Raw genomic sequence first — 17,290 nt, 5'->3', positions numbered from 1 at the left:
CCGAAAAGGGTGGGAATTATTTCGTTAACCGGTACCAATTGTAGCCATAACCGCGCAGTTGAACCGTAAACTTCCCGTCGTTTTCGGCCTTACTTTCGGTTTTATCCAGCAAACTCACCAACGTTTGTCCGTTCTTCGTTTCCGGATCCAGTCGAAATTTTTGCTCCCCGGGTTTAAAATTATGCAGCATCAGCAGCGATTGCCCCTGCCAGTCGTACCGGATCGCCAGGACGTTCGGAGAACCGGTGTCAAGAATCTCCCATTCGCCCCAGCCAATCTCCGGGCACGACTTCCGCAACCGGCTTAACGTTTTGACCGTGTTCAGCAACGAAGACGAATCGGCCAGTTGCTGAGCAACGTTCACCTTTGAGTACGCGTACGGCCCCTGACTGATGACGGGACGCACGGTTTTGGCGGTGGTCGAGAAACCGGCGTTCTGGGCACCCGACCACTGCATGGGCGTCCGGACCGACATGCGTTCGGGCAACTTCAGGTCGTCGCCCATCCCGATTTCCTCGCCGTAACGGATTACGGGCGTACCCGGCAGCGAAAACAACAGGCTGTAGGCCAGGTCGATCAACTGGCGGTTGCCGAGCATCGGGGCCAGCCGGCGCCGGATGCCCCGGTCGTAAAGCTGCATGTTGGTGTCGGGGCCCATTTTGGCGTAGATCTTGTTGCGCTCCTCGTCGCTGAGCCGCCCCAGGTCAATTTCGTCATGGTTCCGCAGAAACTGCGCCCACTGGGCCGTCGGCGGAATGTCTTTGGTGTCTTCCAGCGACTTGGCCAGCAGTTGGACCTCTCCCGTGGCCAGGGCGTAGAACAGGTGCTGGTTGGCAAAGAAGTTAAACATGGTCTGCATCCCCTGTCCATCCTTGCCAAAATACGGTTCCTGCTCTTTGGGGTCGACGTTGGCTTCGCCCAGCAAAATAGCGTCGCTTTTGTGCCACTGAATGTATTGATGCAGTTGGGCAATCATATCAAACTGGTGCTCCGGGGCGTCTGGGTCAAAGTCCGCATTGGCCACCTCGATCAGAAACGGCACGGCATCAACCCGAAAACCGGAGATTCCCTTGTCCAGCCAGTGCCGGACAATTTTCCGCATTTCCTGCAACACCGCCGGATTCTGGGTGTTCAGATCGGGCTGCGATTCATAAAAGCGGTGGTAGTAATACTCCCCGGCCTTTTCGTTGAACGTCCAGACCGCTTTCTGAACGCCGGGAAACACCATGCCCCGGTCCCACTTTTCCGGCCGTTCTTTCGACCACACGTACCAGGAGCGGTACGGCGAACTTTTACTTTGAATGGCCTGCTGAAACCACGGGTGCTGGTCGGAGGTGTGGTTGGTGACCAGATCCATCAATACCCGAATACCGCGCTGGTGTGCCTGCCGCACGAATTCGTCGAAGTCCGCTTCCGAACCGAGGTTTTTATCAATACCGTAAAAGTCAGAAATATCGTACCCGTCGTCTTTGTTGGGAGTGGGCTGAAAGGGCGCCAGCCAAATGGCATCGACCCCTAGGCTTTTCAGGTAGTCCAGTTGTTGGGTAATGCCTTTAAAATCCCCGTATCCATTGCCGTCGGTGTCTTTGAATACCTCAACATCGACGCTGTAAATCAGGCTGTTTTTATACCAGAGTTGCTGAATAAAATCCGTCGGAACCGGAACGGGGGGTGTTTCTTTTTGGGAAGTCTCTGTTTTGTTGTTCTGACAGGCTGCGAAAAGAAATAGACTAAGCAGGAAGATTACTTTTTTCATGGATTGAATGGCTGGTTACCGTAATAACTCCCACAACTGGCATCCGGCTTATTTTTTTCAAATTCTCTATTGTCCGGGATTAATTCTTCTTGAAATAATCCCATTCCATCACCTATCCTAACTTTTTATCTAAAATTCAATCAATTCTATTTGACAGCGAGTTAGTGGGGTATGAAAAAAGAGAATATTTTTTTAAACGACTGGGAGCGTATCTTGATCGGCAATGCACCTACCGAGTTTTTGCTGGAAGTTTTTATTCGGACAACCCTCATCTACCTCTTTCTGCTGATTATCCTGCGTCTTTTGGGAAAACGGATGAATGGCCAGTTAACTAACCTGGAAATGGCCGTCATGCTGACGCTCGGGGCCATCGTTTCACCGGCCATGCAGTTGCCGGATCGGGGGCTTTTGTCGGGGGTTCTGGCCCTGCTCTGTGCGCTCACTTTCTTGCGCGTATCAAATCTATGGGGTTTTAAGAGCAACAAAGCCGAACAGGTGATTCAGGGCACCGAAACCATGCTGGTGAAAGACGGAATTATCCAATTGCACACCATGGCCAAAAACCGGCTTTCGCACCAGCAGATTTACGCGGCTTTGCGCAACAAGAAAGTGTACAACCTCAGCAAGGTGAAGCGGCTCTACCTGGAAGCCTACGGTTTGTTCAGCATTTACGAAGATAGCGAAGACCGGCCGGGTTTATCGGTTTTCCCACCCAACGATCAGGAGATTCAATCCATCCACCAGCGCCCCAAGGAAGCCAGTGTAGCCTGCAGCAATTGCGGTTATACTGTTCGGAAAAACGAAGCGCCCGCGACCTGTCCCTGTTGCGAGGCCAAGCAGTGGGTGGAAGCGGTCATTTAACTAAATCATGGAAAAAGAGGCAATCTATTTATCCGACTGGATGCGGATTCTGCTGGGCGAAGTGCCCGGAAGTTTTTACCTTGAAATTCTGTTACGAGCCACGGTTGTTTACCTGCTCCTGGTGGGGTCGATGCGGCTAATGGGTCGGCGCATGGCCTCACAACTCAGCCGCAACGAAATGGCGGCCATGATTTCACTGGCTGCGGCCATCGGGGTGCCGATTCTCGACGCAAGCCGGGGCCTTCTGCCCGCCGTTATCATCGCTCTGGTCGTGATTTTTGTCCAGCGGCTGATCTCTTACCTGGCGGCAAAAAACGAAAATTTTGAAGGCATTTCGCAGGGAATTTCTGCGTCGCTGGTGGAAAATTCGGTTTTGCAACTGGAGAACATGCAAAGCTCCCGGGTTGCGCGGGAATTGCTGTTTGCCCAGCTCCGCTCGGAAGGGCTGACCCACCTGGGGTTGGTCAAACGGCTGTACATGGAAGCGAATGGGGCCTTCACATTAATCAGACAGCCCGATCCGCAACCGGGCCTTTCGGTTCTGCCGGAGTGGGATGAGGACTTTGTCAACCAGCAGTCGCCCCAAGCCGACCGGTACGTCTGTTACCATTGCGGCAATCCGCAACCAACCGGCTCCAAAGGCGCGGGCGCATGTCCGAACTGCGGAAATGATAACTGGGTTCAGGCCATTCGCTGACCCTGTGCCCGCAGATCGGCGGCTATCCCGCCTAGTCTGTGGGCACAGGAATCTTGCCTATCAAACCGGAGCGTCGGCCGGGAGTTGCACCTGCCCGGTATACACGGTTACGCTACTGGGGGGCAGCGTCACGGTCTGGCCGGGTTGGGGCTGCGCAGGCAGCAGCGTTGCGGAGTTGTCGCCTTCCTGCATCCAGTGCTGCTGCTTCGAATCGAGCAGCTTGTTCCAGCCTTCAATCCAGCTGGGCAGTTCATACGAAACTTCTTCATCGGAGAAATTGAACAAACTGAGCAGGTGGTCGTAGCCGCCAACGCTCTGCCGGTGCATCACCAGCCCTTCCTGCCCCAATACCGTTACGCGAATATCGTTTTTATCGACATTCCGCAATACCGTTTGGGTTTGGCGAAGCTCAATCAGTTTGCGGTGCCATTCTAGTATAATCCGGTGTTTCCCTTCCGTTCGCTTTTCCCACTGAATCCTGGACTCCGTATAGGTTTCCTCCTCAAACGGGTCGCGCGGTTCACTATCCGCACCAAAAGCGGCAAACTCCTGCTTCCGGCCTTCTTTCACGGCCTGGATCAGCTGTTCCTCGGAATGATCGACGAAATAAAAGAAAGGCGACTCATCGGCGTACTCTTCGCCCATAAATAGCATGGGTACGTAGGGCGACAGCAACAGCAGGGCCGCAGCGATCTTTTGCCGCTCAAAATCAATCAAGTGACACAGGCGTTCTCCGCTCACGCGGTTGCCCACCTGGTCGTGGTTGATGTTGAAAACCACAAAGCGGTCGCCCGGAATCCCGGCCGATGAAGCCCCAAATTTCCGCTTCCGAAAGGTGGCATACTCGCCACTCATGACAAAGCCGTCGGTCAGGGCTTTGGCCAGTTGTTCCATCCGGCCAAAATCGCCGTACCGTTTCCGGCCCTCCTTGTCGAGCAGCACATACAGGGCGTGGTGAAAGTCGTCAAGCCACTGCGCATCAAAGCCAAACCCGCCCGCTTCCGGGGCTTTAATCACCTTCGGGTCGTTTAGATCGGATTCGGCCACCAGGTGCAGCGACCGGCCCACCCGGCGCTCCAGGTTTTTGACCTTCGTATGAATCAGTTCCCAGATGGTGACGGCCCCCATATCGAAAACCGCGTGAATGGCATCAAACCGCAAGCCGTCGATGTGGTAGTGTTCAAACCAGTGCAGGGGGTTGTTGGAAAAATAATCCCGAACCCCGTCCGACCATTCCTCGTCGAAGTTAAGGGCGTTGCCCCAGGGCGTGCAGTATTTTTGGGTGAAATACGGACCAAACAGGCTGAAGTAATTGCCTTCGGGCCCGATGTGATTATAGACTACATCCAGAAAAACGGCAATTCCGCGGGTGTGACAGGCATCCACCAGCTTTTTTAACCCTTCCGGCCCGCCGTACGAATCCTGCACCGAATACGGATAAACACCGTCATACCCCCAGTTGCGAACACCGGGAAACTGGGCAACCGGCATCAGTTCCAGCGCGTTGATTCCGGTTGCCGCCAAGTCGTCCAGACGGGGAATAATGGCTTCAAACGTTCCTTCGGGGGTAAACGTCCCCACGTGCAGTTCATACAGGATCAGATCATGAAACGACAACCCGCGCCAGCTTTGATCCTGCCAGGGATGGGCGGCATGATCAACCACCGCCGAAGGACCGTGAACCCCCTCGGGTTGAAAATGGGAGGCCGGGTCGGGGTACGCTTCAGCACCATCGGGTTTATAAAAGTAGCGGGTTCCCGGCTGAATATCCGTCACCTCCACGCTGAAGTAGCCCCACGCCGTGCGTTCCATCGGAATGTCGCGCTCCGCTGGATCGAGGAGCCGCAAGGTCATGGATTTCTTCTCCGGAGCCCAGACCGTAAAAACGCAACGGCCGGCACCGGTATAATTTGCACCAATTGTTTTCATGAAAGAATGTTAATCGTCAAGTCGCACAATGATTCCTTCGTCCCCGCCCAGGTTAATTCTCTCTTCCACTACCGATCCCTCCAGTTCGGGGTACGTCGCAATCTCAACCGTCCCGCTCAGCGAACGGTCTTTTAGTTTAAAATAACCCGGCCGGTGTCTCAGGTTCAGCACAATCAGAAACCGCGCATGACCCGGCGCTTCCCGGATGTAGGCCATCAATTGCGTATCGGAATAAACCGGTTTGTAATCACCCACCATCAAGGCGGGTTCCCGCTGCCGGAGTTCGATCAGCCGTTTATGCAACGCCAGCATCGAGAAGCGGTCAATTTTCTGAATTTCCACGTTTTCGCGGTGGAAATTTCCGGCCAGCCGCAGCCAGGGCTTCCCGGTTGTGAACCCCGCATTGGGTTCAGCACTCCACTGCATGGGCGTCCGGGCCGGATCGCGGCTCAGGTTTTTATCGGGCATGTTCAACCCCTGCGGGTCCTGCACCTCCTCAAAGGGAATGGGTACATCCCGCATCCCGATTTCGTCGCCGTAGTAGATGGTCGGCGTCCCGCGCAGGGTCAGCAGGAGCATGGCGGCAACCCGGGCCTGCTCCCGCCCTACCCGGCTGGTAATCCGGGGTTGATCGTGGTTGCCCAGCACCCAGTTGGGCCAGCCACCCGCGGGCAGCACCCCCTCGTATTGGGCGATGGCGGCCGCAATTTTCGGCGCTTCCCAGGGCAACAGCAATAACTGAAAATTAAACGGCAGATGCGCCCCTTTACCGTCGATGCCGTAGTAGGCCATCAGTTGGTGAATGGGCAGGTAAATCTCGCCAATCATCATCCGCTCATTGTATTCATCCAGTACCTGGCGCATTTCCGTCACCAGCGTATGTACTTCGGGCTGGTCGGTAGAATAAACCGGAAGAAGCTGCTCATACGTTGCCATGTGCGGCTGGTAATCCGGGTTGATGGGGTTGTCGCGGAGCTGAGCGTCCTTGATCATGTGCCACATTACGTCCACCCGGAAGCCATCGACACCCTTGTTGAGCCAGAACCGCATGACATCAAACATGGCCTGCCGCACCGCCGGATTCCGCCAGTTCAGGTCCGGTTGTTCTTTCAGGAAAGCGTGGTAGTAATATTGCCCGGTGGTTTCGTCCCACTCCCAACCGGGGCCGCCAAATACGCTGAGCCAGTTGTTGGGCGGGGAACCGTCCGGCAGCGGGTCATGCCAAATGTACCAGTCGCGCTTCGGGTTATCGCGCGACGAGCGGGATTCCAGAAACCACGGGTGTTGATCGGAAGTGTGGTTCGGCACCAGATCCAGGAGCAGTTTCAGCCCCCGCTTGTGCACCTCCTCGAGCAGGGTATCGAAATCCGCTTCGGTACCAAACAACGGATGAACACCCTGATAATCCGAGATATCGTAGCCAAAGTCGGCCATCGGTGACGGGTAAATGGGGGAAAGCCAGACCGCCGTTACCCCCAGCCATTTCAAATAATCCAGGCGTCGGATAACGCCCGGTAAGTCGCCAATGCCGTCGCCGTTGCTGTCCTGGTAAGATCGGGGGTAAATTTGGTAAATGACTCCTTCCTGCCACCAAAGGTGTTTCTTCAAATTTTCCTCCATGCGTGTACGGGCCAATGTATTCGTTAAAAAGTAAATTTCTGCTTTTCAGAGCGCCATCAACACGTATAACCCGAATTAGGACCGTTCGGATGAGGAAATGGCCATAAATTCGACTGTGTGGTCTGTTTTTGGCAAAACACTGCCCGGTCACCTGGGGTGTGCATCCGACGGGCCATCAGCCAAAAAAAAGCCGCCCACGCTGTACTGGCAGCGTGGGCGGCTCGGAATAAACTACTTGCGGTTTAGCTCAAATACCGGAAATCCTCGTTGCCCTGCACAGCCAGCAAGGTTTCGTAAATTAATTTGATGACGGCCTGCACATCGTCCATGTGCACGGTCTCGACTGTGGTGTGCATGTACTTGAGCGGCAACGAAATCAGGGCCGATGCGCTGCCTTCCGACGCGTAGGCAAACGAGTCGGTGTCGGTGCCCGTTGAACGGCTGACGGCCTGGCGCTGAAAAGCGATCTCCTTCTCCTGCGCCACCTGAATGATGAAGTCCCGTACCTTGTTCTGCACCGCCGGACCGTAGCAAATCACCGGACCGCCCCCGGCTTTCAGGTCGCCCTGCTCCTTCTTGTCGTATTTGGGCGATTGCGTGTCGTGCGTCACGTCGGTGATGATGGCCAGATCGGGCTTCAGTCGACGGGCAATCATTTCGGCTCCCCGCAGGCCAATTTCTTCCTGGACGGCATTGACAATGTATAGCGTAAACGGCAGCTTGACGTTGTTTTCCTTCAGCAGACGCGCCACCTCGGCAATCATGAAGCCCCCCATGCGGTTGTCGAGCGCCCGGCCAACATAATACCGGTTGTTTAGTTCAAACAAACCATCGGAGAACGTACAGACCGTGCCCACGTGAATGCCCATGTCCAGCACCTCCTGCTTCGTCTGCGCGCCCACGTCGATAAACAGGTCCGTCACTTTCGGAGCCGCATCTTTCGCCAGATCCCGGACGTGGATCGCCGGCCAGCCAAACACCCCTTTAACGATTCCGTTCGCCGTGTGCAGATCGACCCGCATGGAGGGAGCAATCAGGGCGTCGGAACCCCCGTTGCGCCGGACGTACAGGTAGCCATCGTCGGAAATGAAGTTGACAAACCACGAGATTTCGTCGGAATGGGCCTCAATGACCACTTTATACGGTTGCTGATCGCCCGAATCCGTGCCGCCGTTGATAACACCGACTACGGTACCGTACGTATCCACAATATACTCGTCAATGTATGGTTTGAGGTAATCCAGCCAGATTTGCTGCCCCGACGACTCAAAACCCGTGGGCGATGCGTTGTTGAGGTAGGCGTAAAGGAAATTCTTACTTGCTTCCGTCATTCGATTTGAAAATTGATGTGCTATTTTCCAAACCAAACAAAAACGGCCGACAAATCCCACCCCGCCGACCGTTTTTTTGAGGGCGCTACGGATTGCAAATCCGCAGGCCCGCCCGGAAGCCGACCCAGCCCGTCGAAAAGACGCTGAAAATAGTATCCGAGTTGCCAAACAGGGGCACGTCAATGCGGGTGGCCGGTTTGGTCCGGTAGTAGTCGCTCAGGTACAGGTTTGCCGAAGGGCCCACCACCAGCGCCAGCCGCCGGGACAGTTTTTTCTCGATGCCCATTTCCAGCCTCAGGTGCGTGTTCCAGGCATCCCAGTAATAGCGGTCGACATCACTCAGGACGTGGCCGGTCAGGTCAAAATTCAGCATCCAGCCCCGCTTCAGATCCACCGCCGTTCCGAAGCCGTAGCCGACACTCCAGAGCGGTTTCCCGGCTTCACCCAGGTTAGAACCGCCCGTAAAGATGTTGTAAAAACGCCGAACGCCGGTTTTAAACGTCAGGTTGGCCGTCATCACCTCGTCGGTCGCAACCTCCAGACGGCGGTACCCATTTTTCTGCACGTAACTAAACAACCCGTACGGCGTGGTTTCCGACGACTGGGCGATGTTCACCACGGCCAGCTGATGGCCCCGAACCACTTTCCCGGCGTAGTTCATAAATCCGCTGATCTGCCAGCCGCGCAGTTCGCCGATGGTGATGTTGGTGAAACCCGCCAACTGGAAACCCGTCATGGTGCCGCCGGTGATGTTGCCGTACCCCGTCAGCTGAAAACCGGCCATCGAGCGGGCCGCTACGTTGGTGAATCCAGACAATTGGAACCCGCTCATCTCGTCGAGCACAATGTTGCCAAAACCGGCCGCCTGGATACTCTCCGGCATGGTTCCCATCGTCATGTTGTAGAAACCGGCCGCCTGGACGCCCTGAACTTTCCCGAGTACGGTATTCCCGAAACCAGCCGCCTGAACACCCATGACCTCTTTCCGAACCCCGTTGAAAAAACCGGCCACCTGCACCCCGTTCGTGTTCTCGCCAACCGCATTGGCAAATCCGGCCACCTGCACCCCGCTCACATCGCCCCGCACCATGTTCAGGAAACCGCCGATTTCCAGCGACCGGACCCCCAGTGAATAGCCGCCCACCAGATTAAATGAATACTGGTTGATAACCCGGCCACTCAGGGTGTGGTTGGTCCCGACAAACGGAAAGAGCGAAAACTGCATGTCCCGGTAAATGGTGTCGCCCGCCAGGTTGGCGTCGTGGATGGACTGCCGGGTGGTTTTAAACCAGTCGGCAAAATCGTCTTTGGTTTCGGCCAGCACCGATTTGCTGCGGTCCCAGATCGTTGGTCCCGGCGGACTGGTTCGGGGTACGGGCGTCGAATCGACGGGGATGGCAACGGCAACGGGCTGCGGTATGATAACCGTCGGGCGGGTGGTGTCAATTGACGTTCGGGCCGTGAGCGGCTGTAGGGCAAGCTGCGTGGGCAAAGGCGTCAGCCCGATATCGAGTTTGTGCGACTGCCGGGCGCTGATGGTCACCGTTTCCGCAAAATAATACTTCCGCCGAACTTCCAGCTTCACCGACGGAATGGCCGTCGATAGCTTGATGCGGTAATACCCGTACGGGTTGGAAACCGTGGACGCCAGGGTCGTTTTTTCGTAGACACTCACCTGACTGACTTTCTGTCCGGTTTGGCGGTCGGTGATGTAGCCGTCCAGAACAAAGCTTTTCGGCGCTTCCTCGGGGGCTTCCGCTTTCTGCAAAATGATGTGGTTCCCCCGCGCTTTGTAGGCAATTGTACCGCGAAAAATCTGGTTCAGGACGGCCCGCACGGTATTGGTCGTCCGCAGGGTCAGGGTGCTGTTGGCATTGATGATGGTTGGATTATACGCAAATGAGAACTGGCCCTTGCTGGCGATGATTTTCAGGGCATGATCGATGCGCTCGCTGGTAAAGTCAACCGAAACCACCCGTTCGAGCGCGGGGGTTTGTTGCGCAACTGCCGGGCGTAGCAAGCCACAACCTATTAGACAAAGGATGAAACGAATCGGATACATGGTATGGTGAACTAATTAGCCGGAAGACCCCCAAAGCAGGTGTTTCCCCTACGCAGACCGTTGACCGGACAAAGAATAAATAGCCGTTGAGTATCGTGACGCCTTACAGGCAGGGCGGCTTCCCATCCAGGATGATGCGATTTCCCTCCCGCTGAATACTGAGATGCAGAGCCAGTTGCACGGTATTCAGAACGTAGTCCAGGCTTTCATCCTTGAAATTTGATGAAAAAGTACACCCTCCTAGTTGTTCGTTGGCCAGATGAATATCGGCATGATAGACCTCATTCAGCGTTTTTACGACCTTACTCAGCGGCTCAGCATCAAACTCCAGCTTCCCGGTCTGAAAGGTCATCGCATTGGCGTCGAATTTCGGGGCTTTAATAATTGTATCTTTCTTTGCACTGAAAGCGGCCTGTTCGTTTTTGACGAGCGTAATCTCCTGTTTGCTGGCCGAAAACTTCACTTTCCCGGTTTGAACGGCCACCCGCACGTCATCGGTATACGCCCGGATGCTGAACGAAGTTCCCAAGACCTGAACGGTGGTGTTGCGGACGTGAATCCGGAACGGCCTCGACGGGTCGGGTTTAACTTGGAAAAAGGCTTCGCCCGTCAGCTGAACTTCGCGGCTGTCGGCGGCAAACCGTTCGGGGTAGATCAGCTTGCTGTCTTTATTAAGCAATACCGTGCTGCCATCGGGCAGAATTTTCTCGATTTTTCCGTTGGTACTCACCGCAGCAACCTCGGCAACCGGCTCGGTTTTGGTCTGCTTCAGCAGTACCCACAACAACCCCGACACCAGCAGGGCCATTGCCGCCACCGCCCAGGCCGGTGATTGCCACCAGCTCCGGTTTCGGCGGGTTTGGAAGGGCTCTACGGGCAACGGTTTTACAACGGGTTCGGGTGCGGCTGGCTCCGGAGGGGTCACGGCGGGCGGACTCATTTTGGACCGCATTTTCTGCCAGGCCGCGTCCGTATCCACGGGGATTGGCCGGGCTTCGGGCCGTTGCTGCAACTGACCGGCGGTGTTCCAGATCCGCTCGAAGCGGTCGAACTCCTGCCGTTCGGAATGATCCTGATCCAGCCAGCGCCGTACCCGTTCCGACTCGGCAGCATCAGTCTCCCCGGCCAGGTATTTACCCAGCAGGTCGTCGTCGATTCGGTTTTCGGATTGATCAGGCATTTATTTTTTCGACTATGAACGTAAGACAATAGCGTAAGACCGAAATCGTTTTAACCACGATGGGAGTCTAGGCCACTTCTCTCCTTTCTTGTTTCTTTATTCTAACCACCATAATAACCACAAAGCCGGCAAATAGTCGGCCAACTCCGTTCGTAAAATCCGCAGGGCCTTCCCGATCTGGTTCTCCACGGTTTTGATGGAAAGCCCCAGCTGATCGGCAATTTCCTGATACTTCATTTCTTCAAACCGGCTCATCGAAAAAATCAACCGGCATTGTTCGGGCAGCCGCTGGATGGCTTCCTGCAACCGGTCCGACAACTCATCGGCAATCATCGACTGCATCGGAGCCTCCGACGACTGAAACAGTTCCACCTCGTAGGCCGCCTGCTCCCGGTGTTCGGCCTGCACCGACAAATGCCGGATGCGGTTCAAACAGCGGTTGTGCACCGACCGGTACAAATACGATTTGAGCGAAACCGTGATTTCCAGGCTCTCCCGTTTTTCCCAGATCGCCAGAAAAACCGCCTGAACGGCTTCCTCCGCATCGTCCCAATCGTGCAGGAACGTGCGGGCGTACTGGCACAACGGTGCGTAATGCTGCCGGAAAACGGCCTCAAACGCGGGCTCGTTGCCCAGTTTTATCGCATGAATCAATTCCTGGTCGGTAAGTTGCACGGAGTTGCGTCAGTTTTTTCGTGACAAATCTACCACTCTTTTTCAAACCCACTCCTCCGCAACTGGGACTATGACACTCAATTGATCAAATCCCCCTACGGACTGGCAGATTTTTTTGCTGAAAAGGTAAGAAAATTTTGGAGGAGTCGAACCGATTGATGTGTTTCCGGTCACGCCCCCTTTACAACGGGATATTTCCGTGTTTCTTTTTGGGTAACGTTGCCACTTTATTTTCCAGCATCTGGAACGCCCGGATTAGTTTCTGGCGGGTCTGGTCGGGGTAAATCACCTCGTCAATGTACCCCCGGAAGGCGGCCCGGTACGGGTTGGCAAATTTCTCGGTGTATTCCTGCACCTTCTCCTGCAAACGCTGCTGCGGGTCGTCGGCTTCGGCAATTTCGCGCTTGAAAATAATCTCGGCGGCCCCGCTGGCCCCCATCACGGCAATCTCGGCGGTCGGCCAGGCGTAGTTCAGATCAGCGCCGATGTGCTTGGAGTTCATGACGTCGTAAGCGCCCCCGTACGCTTTCCGCGTGATGACCGTTACACGCGGCACGGTGGCTTCGCAGAAGGCGTAGAGCAGCTTCGCGCCGTTCGTGATGATGGCGTTCCATTCCTGGTCGGTGCCGGGCAGAAAGCCGGGCACGTCTTCCAGCACCAGCAATGGGATGTTGAAACAATCGCAAAACCGGACAAACCGGGCGGCTTTCGTGCTGGCGTCGATATCCAGCACCCCGGCCAACACGGCGGGCTGGTTGCCCACCACGCCAATGCTGCGCCCCGCCAGCCGGGCAAACCCGACCACAATGTTTTCGGCAAACGCCTGATGAACTTCGAAAAAACTGTCCGCATCAACCAGTTCTTCAATCACCTCGCGCATGTCGTAGGGCTGGTTGGGGTTTTCAGGAATGAGCGTGTTCAGGTTCGGACGCAGCTCGTCGGCGGGTTCGTAAGGCAGCCGGATCGGATCATCTTCGCAGTTTTGCGGGATGTAACTCAGGAGCTTTTTGATGTACTGAATGCACGCCAGTTCGTTGGCGCAGGCAAAGTGCGTCACCCCGGATTTGGTGCTGTGCGTACTGGCCCCGCCCAGTTCTTCGGCCGTGACGGTTTCGTGCGTGACAGTTTTAACTACGTTCGGCCCCGTCACAAACATGTAGGACGTATTTTCGACCATCAGAATAAAATCCGTAATGGCGGGCGAATACACCGCCCCGCCCGCGCACGGCCCCATGATGGCCGAAATCTGCGGGATAACGCCCGACGCCAGCGTGTTGCGGAAAAAAATATCGGCATAACCGGCCAGCGACAACACCCCTTCCTGAATCCGCGCCCCGCCCGAATCGTTCAGCCCGATCAAGGGAGCACCGTTTTTCAGCGCCAGGTCCATGATTTTACAGATTTTTTCGGCGTGGGTTTCCGACAAAGCACCCCCGAACACCGTAAAATCCTGCGCAAAAACGTATATCAACCGGCCGTTGACGGTTCCGTAACCCGTTACGACGCCATCGCCGAGGTAATGCTCCTTATCAAGACCGAAATCCCGGGTGCGGTGCATAACAAATTTGCCGATTTCCTCAAACGAACCTTCGTCGACCAGCAGGGCAATGCGTTCGCGGGCCGTCAGTTTCCCTTTTTTATGCTGCGCGTCGATGCGCTTCTGCCCTCCGCCCAGCTCGGCTTCGGCGTTTTTACGATCCAGGTTTTCGGTTTTGGTTGACTTAATTTCTGCGTCCATGCACGGGTTTGGATTGAGAGTAATGGGACAAAAATAATTTTTCCTGGCAAATCCAACGTTTTTATCCAACTTTGAATCATAGTTGCAACAATCAGCGGCTTTCATGAAACAGCTCTCCCCCTCCGTTTTTCACCAACTGACTGTCTCCCTGCTCCTGCTGGCGGCTTTCGGCTGTGAAACCAATACCGAAGTCGACTCGGCCCAGCAGATTCAGGGGCTACGGCCGGTTTATGCTTCCTACGAGGAAGTGCGCACCATTCAGACGCTGGAGCCGCAACCGCTCAAGAATCCCGGTAAGATATACATTAAAGGCGGATTTTTGTTTATTAACGAACAAGGCAAGGGCGTGCACATCATCGACAACAGCAACCCCGCCAAACCGCAGAAAATCTCGTTTGTGTCGGTGCCGGGCAGCATCGATATGGCCGTCAAAGATCAGGTGCTGTACGTCGATAACTCGGTCGATCTGGTGGCCCTCGACATTGCCGATCCCCGCCAGGTGACGGTCCTCAAACGCATCAAAGATGCGTATCCGTATCCCTCCTACCCGCAGCAGCGGGGCGTGCGGTTTGAATGCGCCGATCCCGAAAAAGGCGTTGTCATCCGCTGGGAAACCGCCCTGCTCACCAATCCGAAATGTTACCGTTAACCAGGCAATTTGCTGCGGCCTGAACGCCGTACTACCTCCATGAAAAACTATTTATACGGTATTCTGATCGGACTCACCGCCCTGACGGGTTGCTCCGAACTGGCCAACAAAGACAGCGCAACGATCAACCCCGGCGGTGGCAGCGGAACCGGTGGTTCCATGGCCCGTTTTGCCGTTGCGGGCAACTACCTGTACGTGGTCAATCACCACAGCCTGCAAGTCTACAACGTCCAGCAGAGCGACAACCCAAGCAGCGTGGGCCGCACGTCGCTCGGTTTTGGGGTGGAAACGATTTTTCCGTACAACAACCACCTTTTTATCGGTACGCAAACCGGTATGTACATCATGAACCTGAACAATCCGGCCAAACCGCAGCAGACGGCCCTGTACCAGCATATTTTTAGCTGCGATCCGGTGGTGGCCCAGGGCAATTACGCCTACGTCACGCTCCGCAGCGGCACCAGCTGCAACACCGGCCCCAACCGGCTGGAGGTGGTCGATATCAGCAACCTGGCGTACCCGGTGCAGGTTAACTCCATTCCAATGATTAATCCGCACGGCCTGGGCATCGATGGCAACCTGCTGTTTGTCTCCGAAGGCGATTCGGGCCTGAAAGTGTTCGACGCCACCGATCCGGTCGAGCTTAAGTTAATCAAAACCTTTACCAACATTCGCTCGTACGATGTGATTCCCAACCGTTCGGTGCTGATCGTCACCGGAAAAGACGGTATTTTTCAGTACCGCTACGATTCGTCGCAGCAACTGACGCTGCTCAGTAAACTTCCGATTGAAAACTGATGGCGGACCGTTTTTGCAAAGTACTCGTTCTGCTGTTTCTTTTTTCGATTCGTGGGCTGGCCCAACGGCCTCTGACCGATACGCTGACGCCGGTGATGAACCGTCCTCCGCAGTGGGTGATCAAATTTGCCCCGCTGTCTCTGCTTGATATTGACAACACGATTCAGTTCGGAGCCGAACGGCTGCTGGGCCGAAAACACGCCCTTCAGGCCGAATTTGGCTACGGATGGCAGGCCCTCAACCTGTATCCCTACCGCCGGGAAGACTACGACGACTTTGAGGTCTGGCGCGGCCGACTCGAATGGCGACGGTATTCGGGACGCTACCGCAGCAACCGCCGGCCCCACTATGCCACCTCGCCAATTGGCCGCTACATCGCCGTCGAAACGTTTTTCAAACAGCTCTCGGTTCTGGAAACCACCGCCGTGGGCCGGGAGTGTGTGGACGGAACCTGCGCCTATTTTGAGCAGGGTGCTTTTCCAATGTCCCGAATGGTGTGGGGCGCTCATTTCAAACTCGGTCGCCAATTCGTGCTGAGCATTCCGGGCGAAAACCGTTTGCTGCTGGATTTTTACATGGGTCTGGGTTTTCGCACCGTAACACCCTTTCGGTTCCAAAACTTGGCCAACGGCAACGACAGCATCATCCGTACCTCCGGTTCGCTGTTTGGCTGGGACGTCAGCCGGGCCGGTTCACGGGTGAGCGGAACGCTGGGAATAAAATTGGGGTATGTTTTGTAGTTTTACGGCTTTCTGATTTCGGTTTCCTCGCTGAACCTGTCGATGCGGTGCAATGCCGTGGGCCATTGTCCGAAACCGCAAACCCAACGTCTTTTGAAAGCCTGTTTCGCCGTTTTTTTCTTCCTGGTTTCCGTTCTCGCGAACGCCCAGCCGCCGGGCGGACAGGATAGTTTTGGCTTTTTACGCATTCCGACGAACGCCCGCGTGGCGGCTTTGGGTGGGTTGGTCACGTCGAACACCCAGCCGCAGGGGTTATTTTTCCTGCAAAATCCGGCGTTGCTCGATTCGTCGGCGCGGAATCAGTTGTCACTGACCTTCGTCCCTTACTTTGCCGACACCCGCTTTTACGGCTTGCAATACGGTTTGCCCATCCGCAGCAAGGGCTACTGGGCCGCCGGGTTGCAGTACCTGAGTTACGGCTCGTTTGAGCAGACGGATCTGGTCGGCAATCCGGTGGGAACGTTTACGGCCAACGATTACGCGCTCAGCCTGACGCACGCCCGCACGGAAGGCAATTTTACGCTCGGAGCCACCCTCAAAGCCGTTGGCTCCTCCATCGAAACGTACTCGGCCTTCGCGGTTCTGTTTGATCTGGGCGGCACCTGGCGGCATCCCGAAAAAGAGCTGGTTTTTGGTTTGGTAGCCAAAAACGCTGGGTTTCGGCTGAAAACGTACTTTCCCGGTCAGGCAACCGGATCGCCCGAATTGCCGTTTGATTTGCAGGCGGGCGTGAGTGTCAAACCCGAACACCTGCCCATCCGCGCCACTCTGACCGCCCACCACCTGCACCGGTTTGACATTGTTTACAGCGACCCGGCGCTGAACGTGACGTACGACCTGGACGGCAATCCGATTCCGCGGAAGGTAGCGGTTCCGGAAAAAATCATGCGGCATCTGGCCGTCGGGCTCGAATTTCTGATTCACCGGAACGTCAATCTGCTGGCGGGCTACAACCACCTGCGCCGGCAGGAAGGCCGACTGGCCACGGGAACGGGCGCGGCCGGGTTTTCGTTTGGAGCCACCGTTCAGGCAAAAGGGTTTCAGCTGACCTACGCCCGGGCGCTGGCGACTCCCGCCGTTGGGGGAAGCAGCTCACTGACCTTCCGGCTCGAGCTCGACCGCATGCTGCCAAAAAAATAGGAAAATGCGGGCAGAAATTACCTTTTCCTACGTTTCTTTGTTGTGAATGAACAAGGAATACCACCTCCCGGCAACCTGATTCGCCTAAATCCGACCGCGCCGTTTTGGATTCCT

14 protein-coding genes are annotated in these 17,290 nt (G+C 55.6%); 6 read left to right on the top strand and 8 right to left on the bottom strand.

The window, feature by feature from the left end; translation table 11 throughout:
- Window positions 1-16 precede the first annotated feature (16 nt).
- Window positions 17-1,756 (bottom strand): alpha-amylase family protein, encoded by a 1,740-nt coding sequence (locus tag OQ371_RS18960; RefSeq protein ID WP_265989821.1) that lies wholly within the window; start codon window positions 1,754-1,756, stop codon window positions 17-19.
- A 171-nt stretch (window positions 1,757-1,927) separates the two neighbouring features.
- On the opposite strand from OQ371_RS18960, the gene OQ371_RS18955 reads away from it, so the two are divergent.
- Together OQ371_RS18955 and OQ371_RS18950 are read left to right on the top strand one after the other, a co-directional pair.
- Window positions 1,928-2,617: a DUF421 domain-containing protein gene (locus OQ371_RS18955; protein ID WP_265989819.1), complete on the top strand. Its 690-nt coding sequence runs from the start codon at window positions 1,928-1,930 to the stop codon at window positions 2,615-2,617.
- A gap of 7 nt (window positions 2,618-2,624) precedes the next feature.
- A complete protein-coding gene (locus OQ371_RS18950) occupies window positions 2,625-3,314 on the top strand; it encodes a DUF421 domain-containing protein (RefSeq protein ID WP_265989818.1) in 690 nt (229 codons plus the stop codon).
- A gap of 60 nt (window positions 3,315-3,374) precedes the next feature.
- Here the strand turns inward: OQ371_RS18950 and treZ are convergent, their stop codons facing one another.
- The 7 genes from treZ to OQ371_RS18915 form a co-directional block, all read right to left on the bottom strand.
- Window positions 3,375-5,243 carry a malto-oligosyltrehalose trehalohydrolase gene (gene treZ / locus OQ371_RS18945; RefSeq protein ID WP_265989817.1) on the bottom strand — a complete coding sequence of 623 codons (1,869 nt, stop codon included), beginning with the start codon at window positions 5,241-5,243 and terminating at the stop codon, window positions 3,375-3,377.
- A 9-nt stretch (window positions 5,244-5,252) separates the two neighbouring features.
- On the bottom strand, window positions 5,253-6,863 hold the full coding sequence (locus OQ371_RS18940) for an alpha-amylase family glycosyl hydrolase (protein ID WP_265989816.1): 1,611 nt from the start codon (window positions 6,861-6,863) through the stop codon (window positions 5,253-5,255).
- A gap of 242 nt (window positions 6,864-7,105) precedes the next feature.
- Window positions 7,106-8,194 (bottom strand): M42 family metallopeptidase, encoded by a 1,089-nt coding sequence (locus OQ371_RS18935; RefSeq protein WP_265989814.1) that lies wholly within the window; start codon window positions 8,192-8,194, stop codon window positions 7,106-7,108.
- Between the two features lie 85 nt (window positions 8,195-8,279).
- Window positions 8,280-10,214 (bottom strand): STN and carboxypeptidase regulatory-like domain-containing protein, encoded by a 1,935-nt coding sequence (locus tag OQ371_RS18930; RefSeq protein ID WP_265989812.1) that lies wholly within the window; start codon window positions 10,212-10,214, stop codon window positions 8,280-8,282.
- A gap of 145 nt (window positions 10,215-10,359) precedes the next feature.
- A complete protein-coding gene (locus tag OQ371_RS18925; protein WP_265989810.1) occupies window positions 10,360-11,436 on the bottom strand; it encodes a FecR domain-containing protein in 1,077 nt (358 codons plus the stop codon).
- A gap of 96 nt (window positions 11,437-11,532) precedes the next feature.
- Complete coding sequence (locus OQ371_RS18920; RefSeq protein ID WP_265989808.1) at window positions 11,533-12,111, bottom strand: RNA polymerase sigma-70 factor; 579 nt, start codon at window positions 12,109-12,111, stop codon at window positions 11,533-11,535.
- A 181-nt stretch (window positions 12,112-12,292) separates the two neighbouring features.
- The gene (locus OQ371_RS18915; protein ID WP_265989806.1) at window positions 12,293-13,849 is read right to left on the bottom strand and encodes an acyl-CoA carboxylase subunit beta; all 1,557 of its coding nucleotides are present in this window, start codon (window positions 13,847-13,849) and stop codon (window positions 12,293-12,295) included.
- A gap of 103 nt (window positions 13,850-13,952) precedes the next feature.
- On the opposite strand from OQ371_RS18915, the gene OQ371_RS18910 reads away from it, so the two are divergent.
- The 4 genes from OQ371_RS18910 to porQ all read left to right on the top strand — a co-directional run bounded on the left by OQ371_RS18910 (window position 13,953) and on the right by porQ (window position 17,176).
- A complete protein-coding gene (locus OQ371_RS18910) occupies window positions 13,953-14,498 on the top strand; it encodes an LVIVD repeat-containing protein (RefSeq protein WP_265989805.1) in 546 nt (181 codons plus the stop codon).
- 39 nt (window positions 14,499-14,537) lie between these two features.
- Window positions 14,538-15,296, top strand: coding sequence for an LVIVD repeat-containing protein (locus OQ371_RS18905; RefSeq protein ID WP_265989803.1), 759 nt, complete (start codon window positions 14,538-14,540; stop codon window positions 15,294-15,296).
- Entirely contained in the window at window positions 15,296-16,036 is a 741-nt protein-coding gene (locus OQ371_RS18900) for a hypothetical protein (RefSeq protein WP_265989802.1), read from the top strand. The genes OQ371_RS18905 and OQ371_RS18900 overlap by 1 nt, the downstream gene beginning before the upstream one ends.
- Before the next feature lie 93 nt (window positions 16,037-16,129).
- Window positions 16,130-17,176, top strand: coding sequence for a type IX secretion system protein PorQ (porQ, locus tag OQ371_RS18895; RefSeq protein ID WP_265989801.1), 1,047 nt, complete (start codon window positions 16,130-16,132; stop codon window positions 17,174-17,176).
- Window positions 17,177-17,290 lie beyond the last annotated feature (114 nt).

This window comes from Larkinella insperata, assembly GCF_026248825.1.
Lineage (GTDB): Bacteria > Bacteroidota > Bacteroidia > Cytophagales > Spirosomataceae > Larkinella > Larkinella insperata.
The sequence above is the reverse complement of the archived record's forward strand: the minus strand, read 5'-3'. Positions and strand labels throughout refer to the sequence as shown.

Coding starts and splice junctions, on each gene's coding strand:
- OQ371_RS18960 (WP_265989821.1), bottom strand. CDS start 1,756: ATGAAAAAAGTAATCTTCCTGCTTAGTCTATTTCTTTTCGCAGCCTGT.
- OQ371_RS18955 (WP_265989819.1), top strand. CDS start 1,928: ATGAAAAAAGAGAATATTTTTTTAAACGACTGGGAGCGTATCTTGATC.
- OQ371_RS18950 (WP_265989818.1), top strand. CDS start 2,625: ATGGAAAAAGAGGCAATCTATTTATCCGACTGGATGCGGATTCTGCTG.
- treZ (WP_265989817.1), bottom strand. CDS start 5,243: ATGAAAACAATTGGTGCAAATTATACCGGTGCCGGCCGTTGCGTTTTT.
- OQ371_RS18940 (WP_265989816.1), bottom strand. CDS start 6,863: ATGGAGGAAAATTTGAAGAAACACCTTTGGTGGCAGGAAGGAGTCATT.
- OQ371_RS18935 (WP_265989814.1), bottom strand. CDS start 8,194: ATGACGGAAGCAAGTAAGAATTTCCTTTACGCCTACCTCAACAACGCA.
- OQ371_RS18925 (WP_265989810.1), bottom strand. CDS start 11,436: ATGCCTGATCAATCCGAAAACCGAATCGACGACGACCTGCTGGGTAAA.
- OQ371_RS18915 (WP_265989806.1), bottom strand. CDS start 13,849: ATGGACGCAGAAATTAAGTCAACCAAAACCGAAAACCTGGATCGTAAA.
- OQ371_RS18910 (WP_265989805.1), top strand. CDS start 13,953: ATGAAACAGCTCTCCCCCTCCGTTTTTCACCAACTGACTGTCTCCCTG.
- OQ371_RS18905 (WP_265989803.1), top strand. CDS start 14,538: ATGAAAAACTATTTATACGGTATTCTGATCGGACTCACCGCCCTGACG.
- OQ371_RS18900 (WP_265989802.1), top strand. CDS start 15,296: ATGGCGGACCGTTTTTGCAAAGTACTCGTTCTGCTGTTTCTTTTTTCG.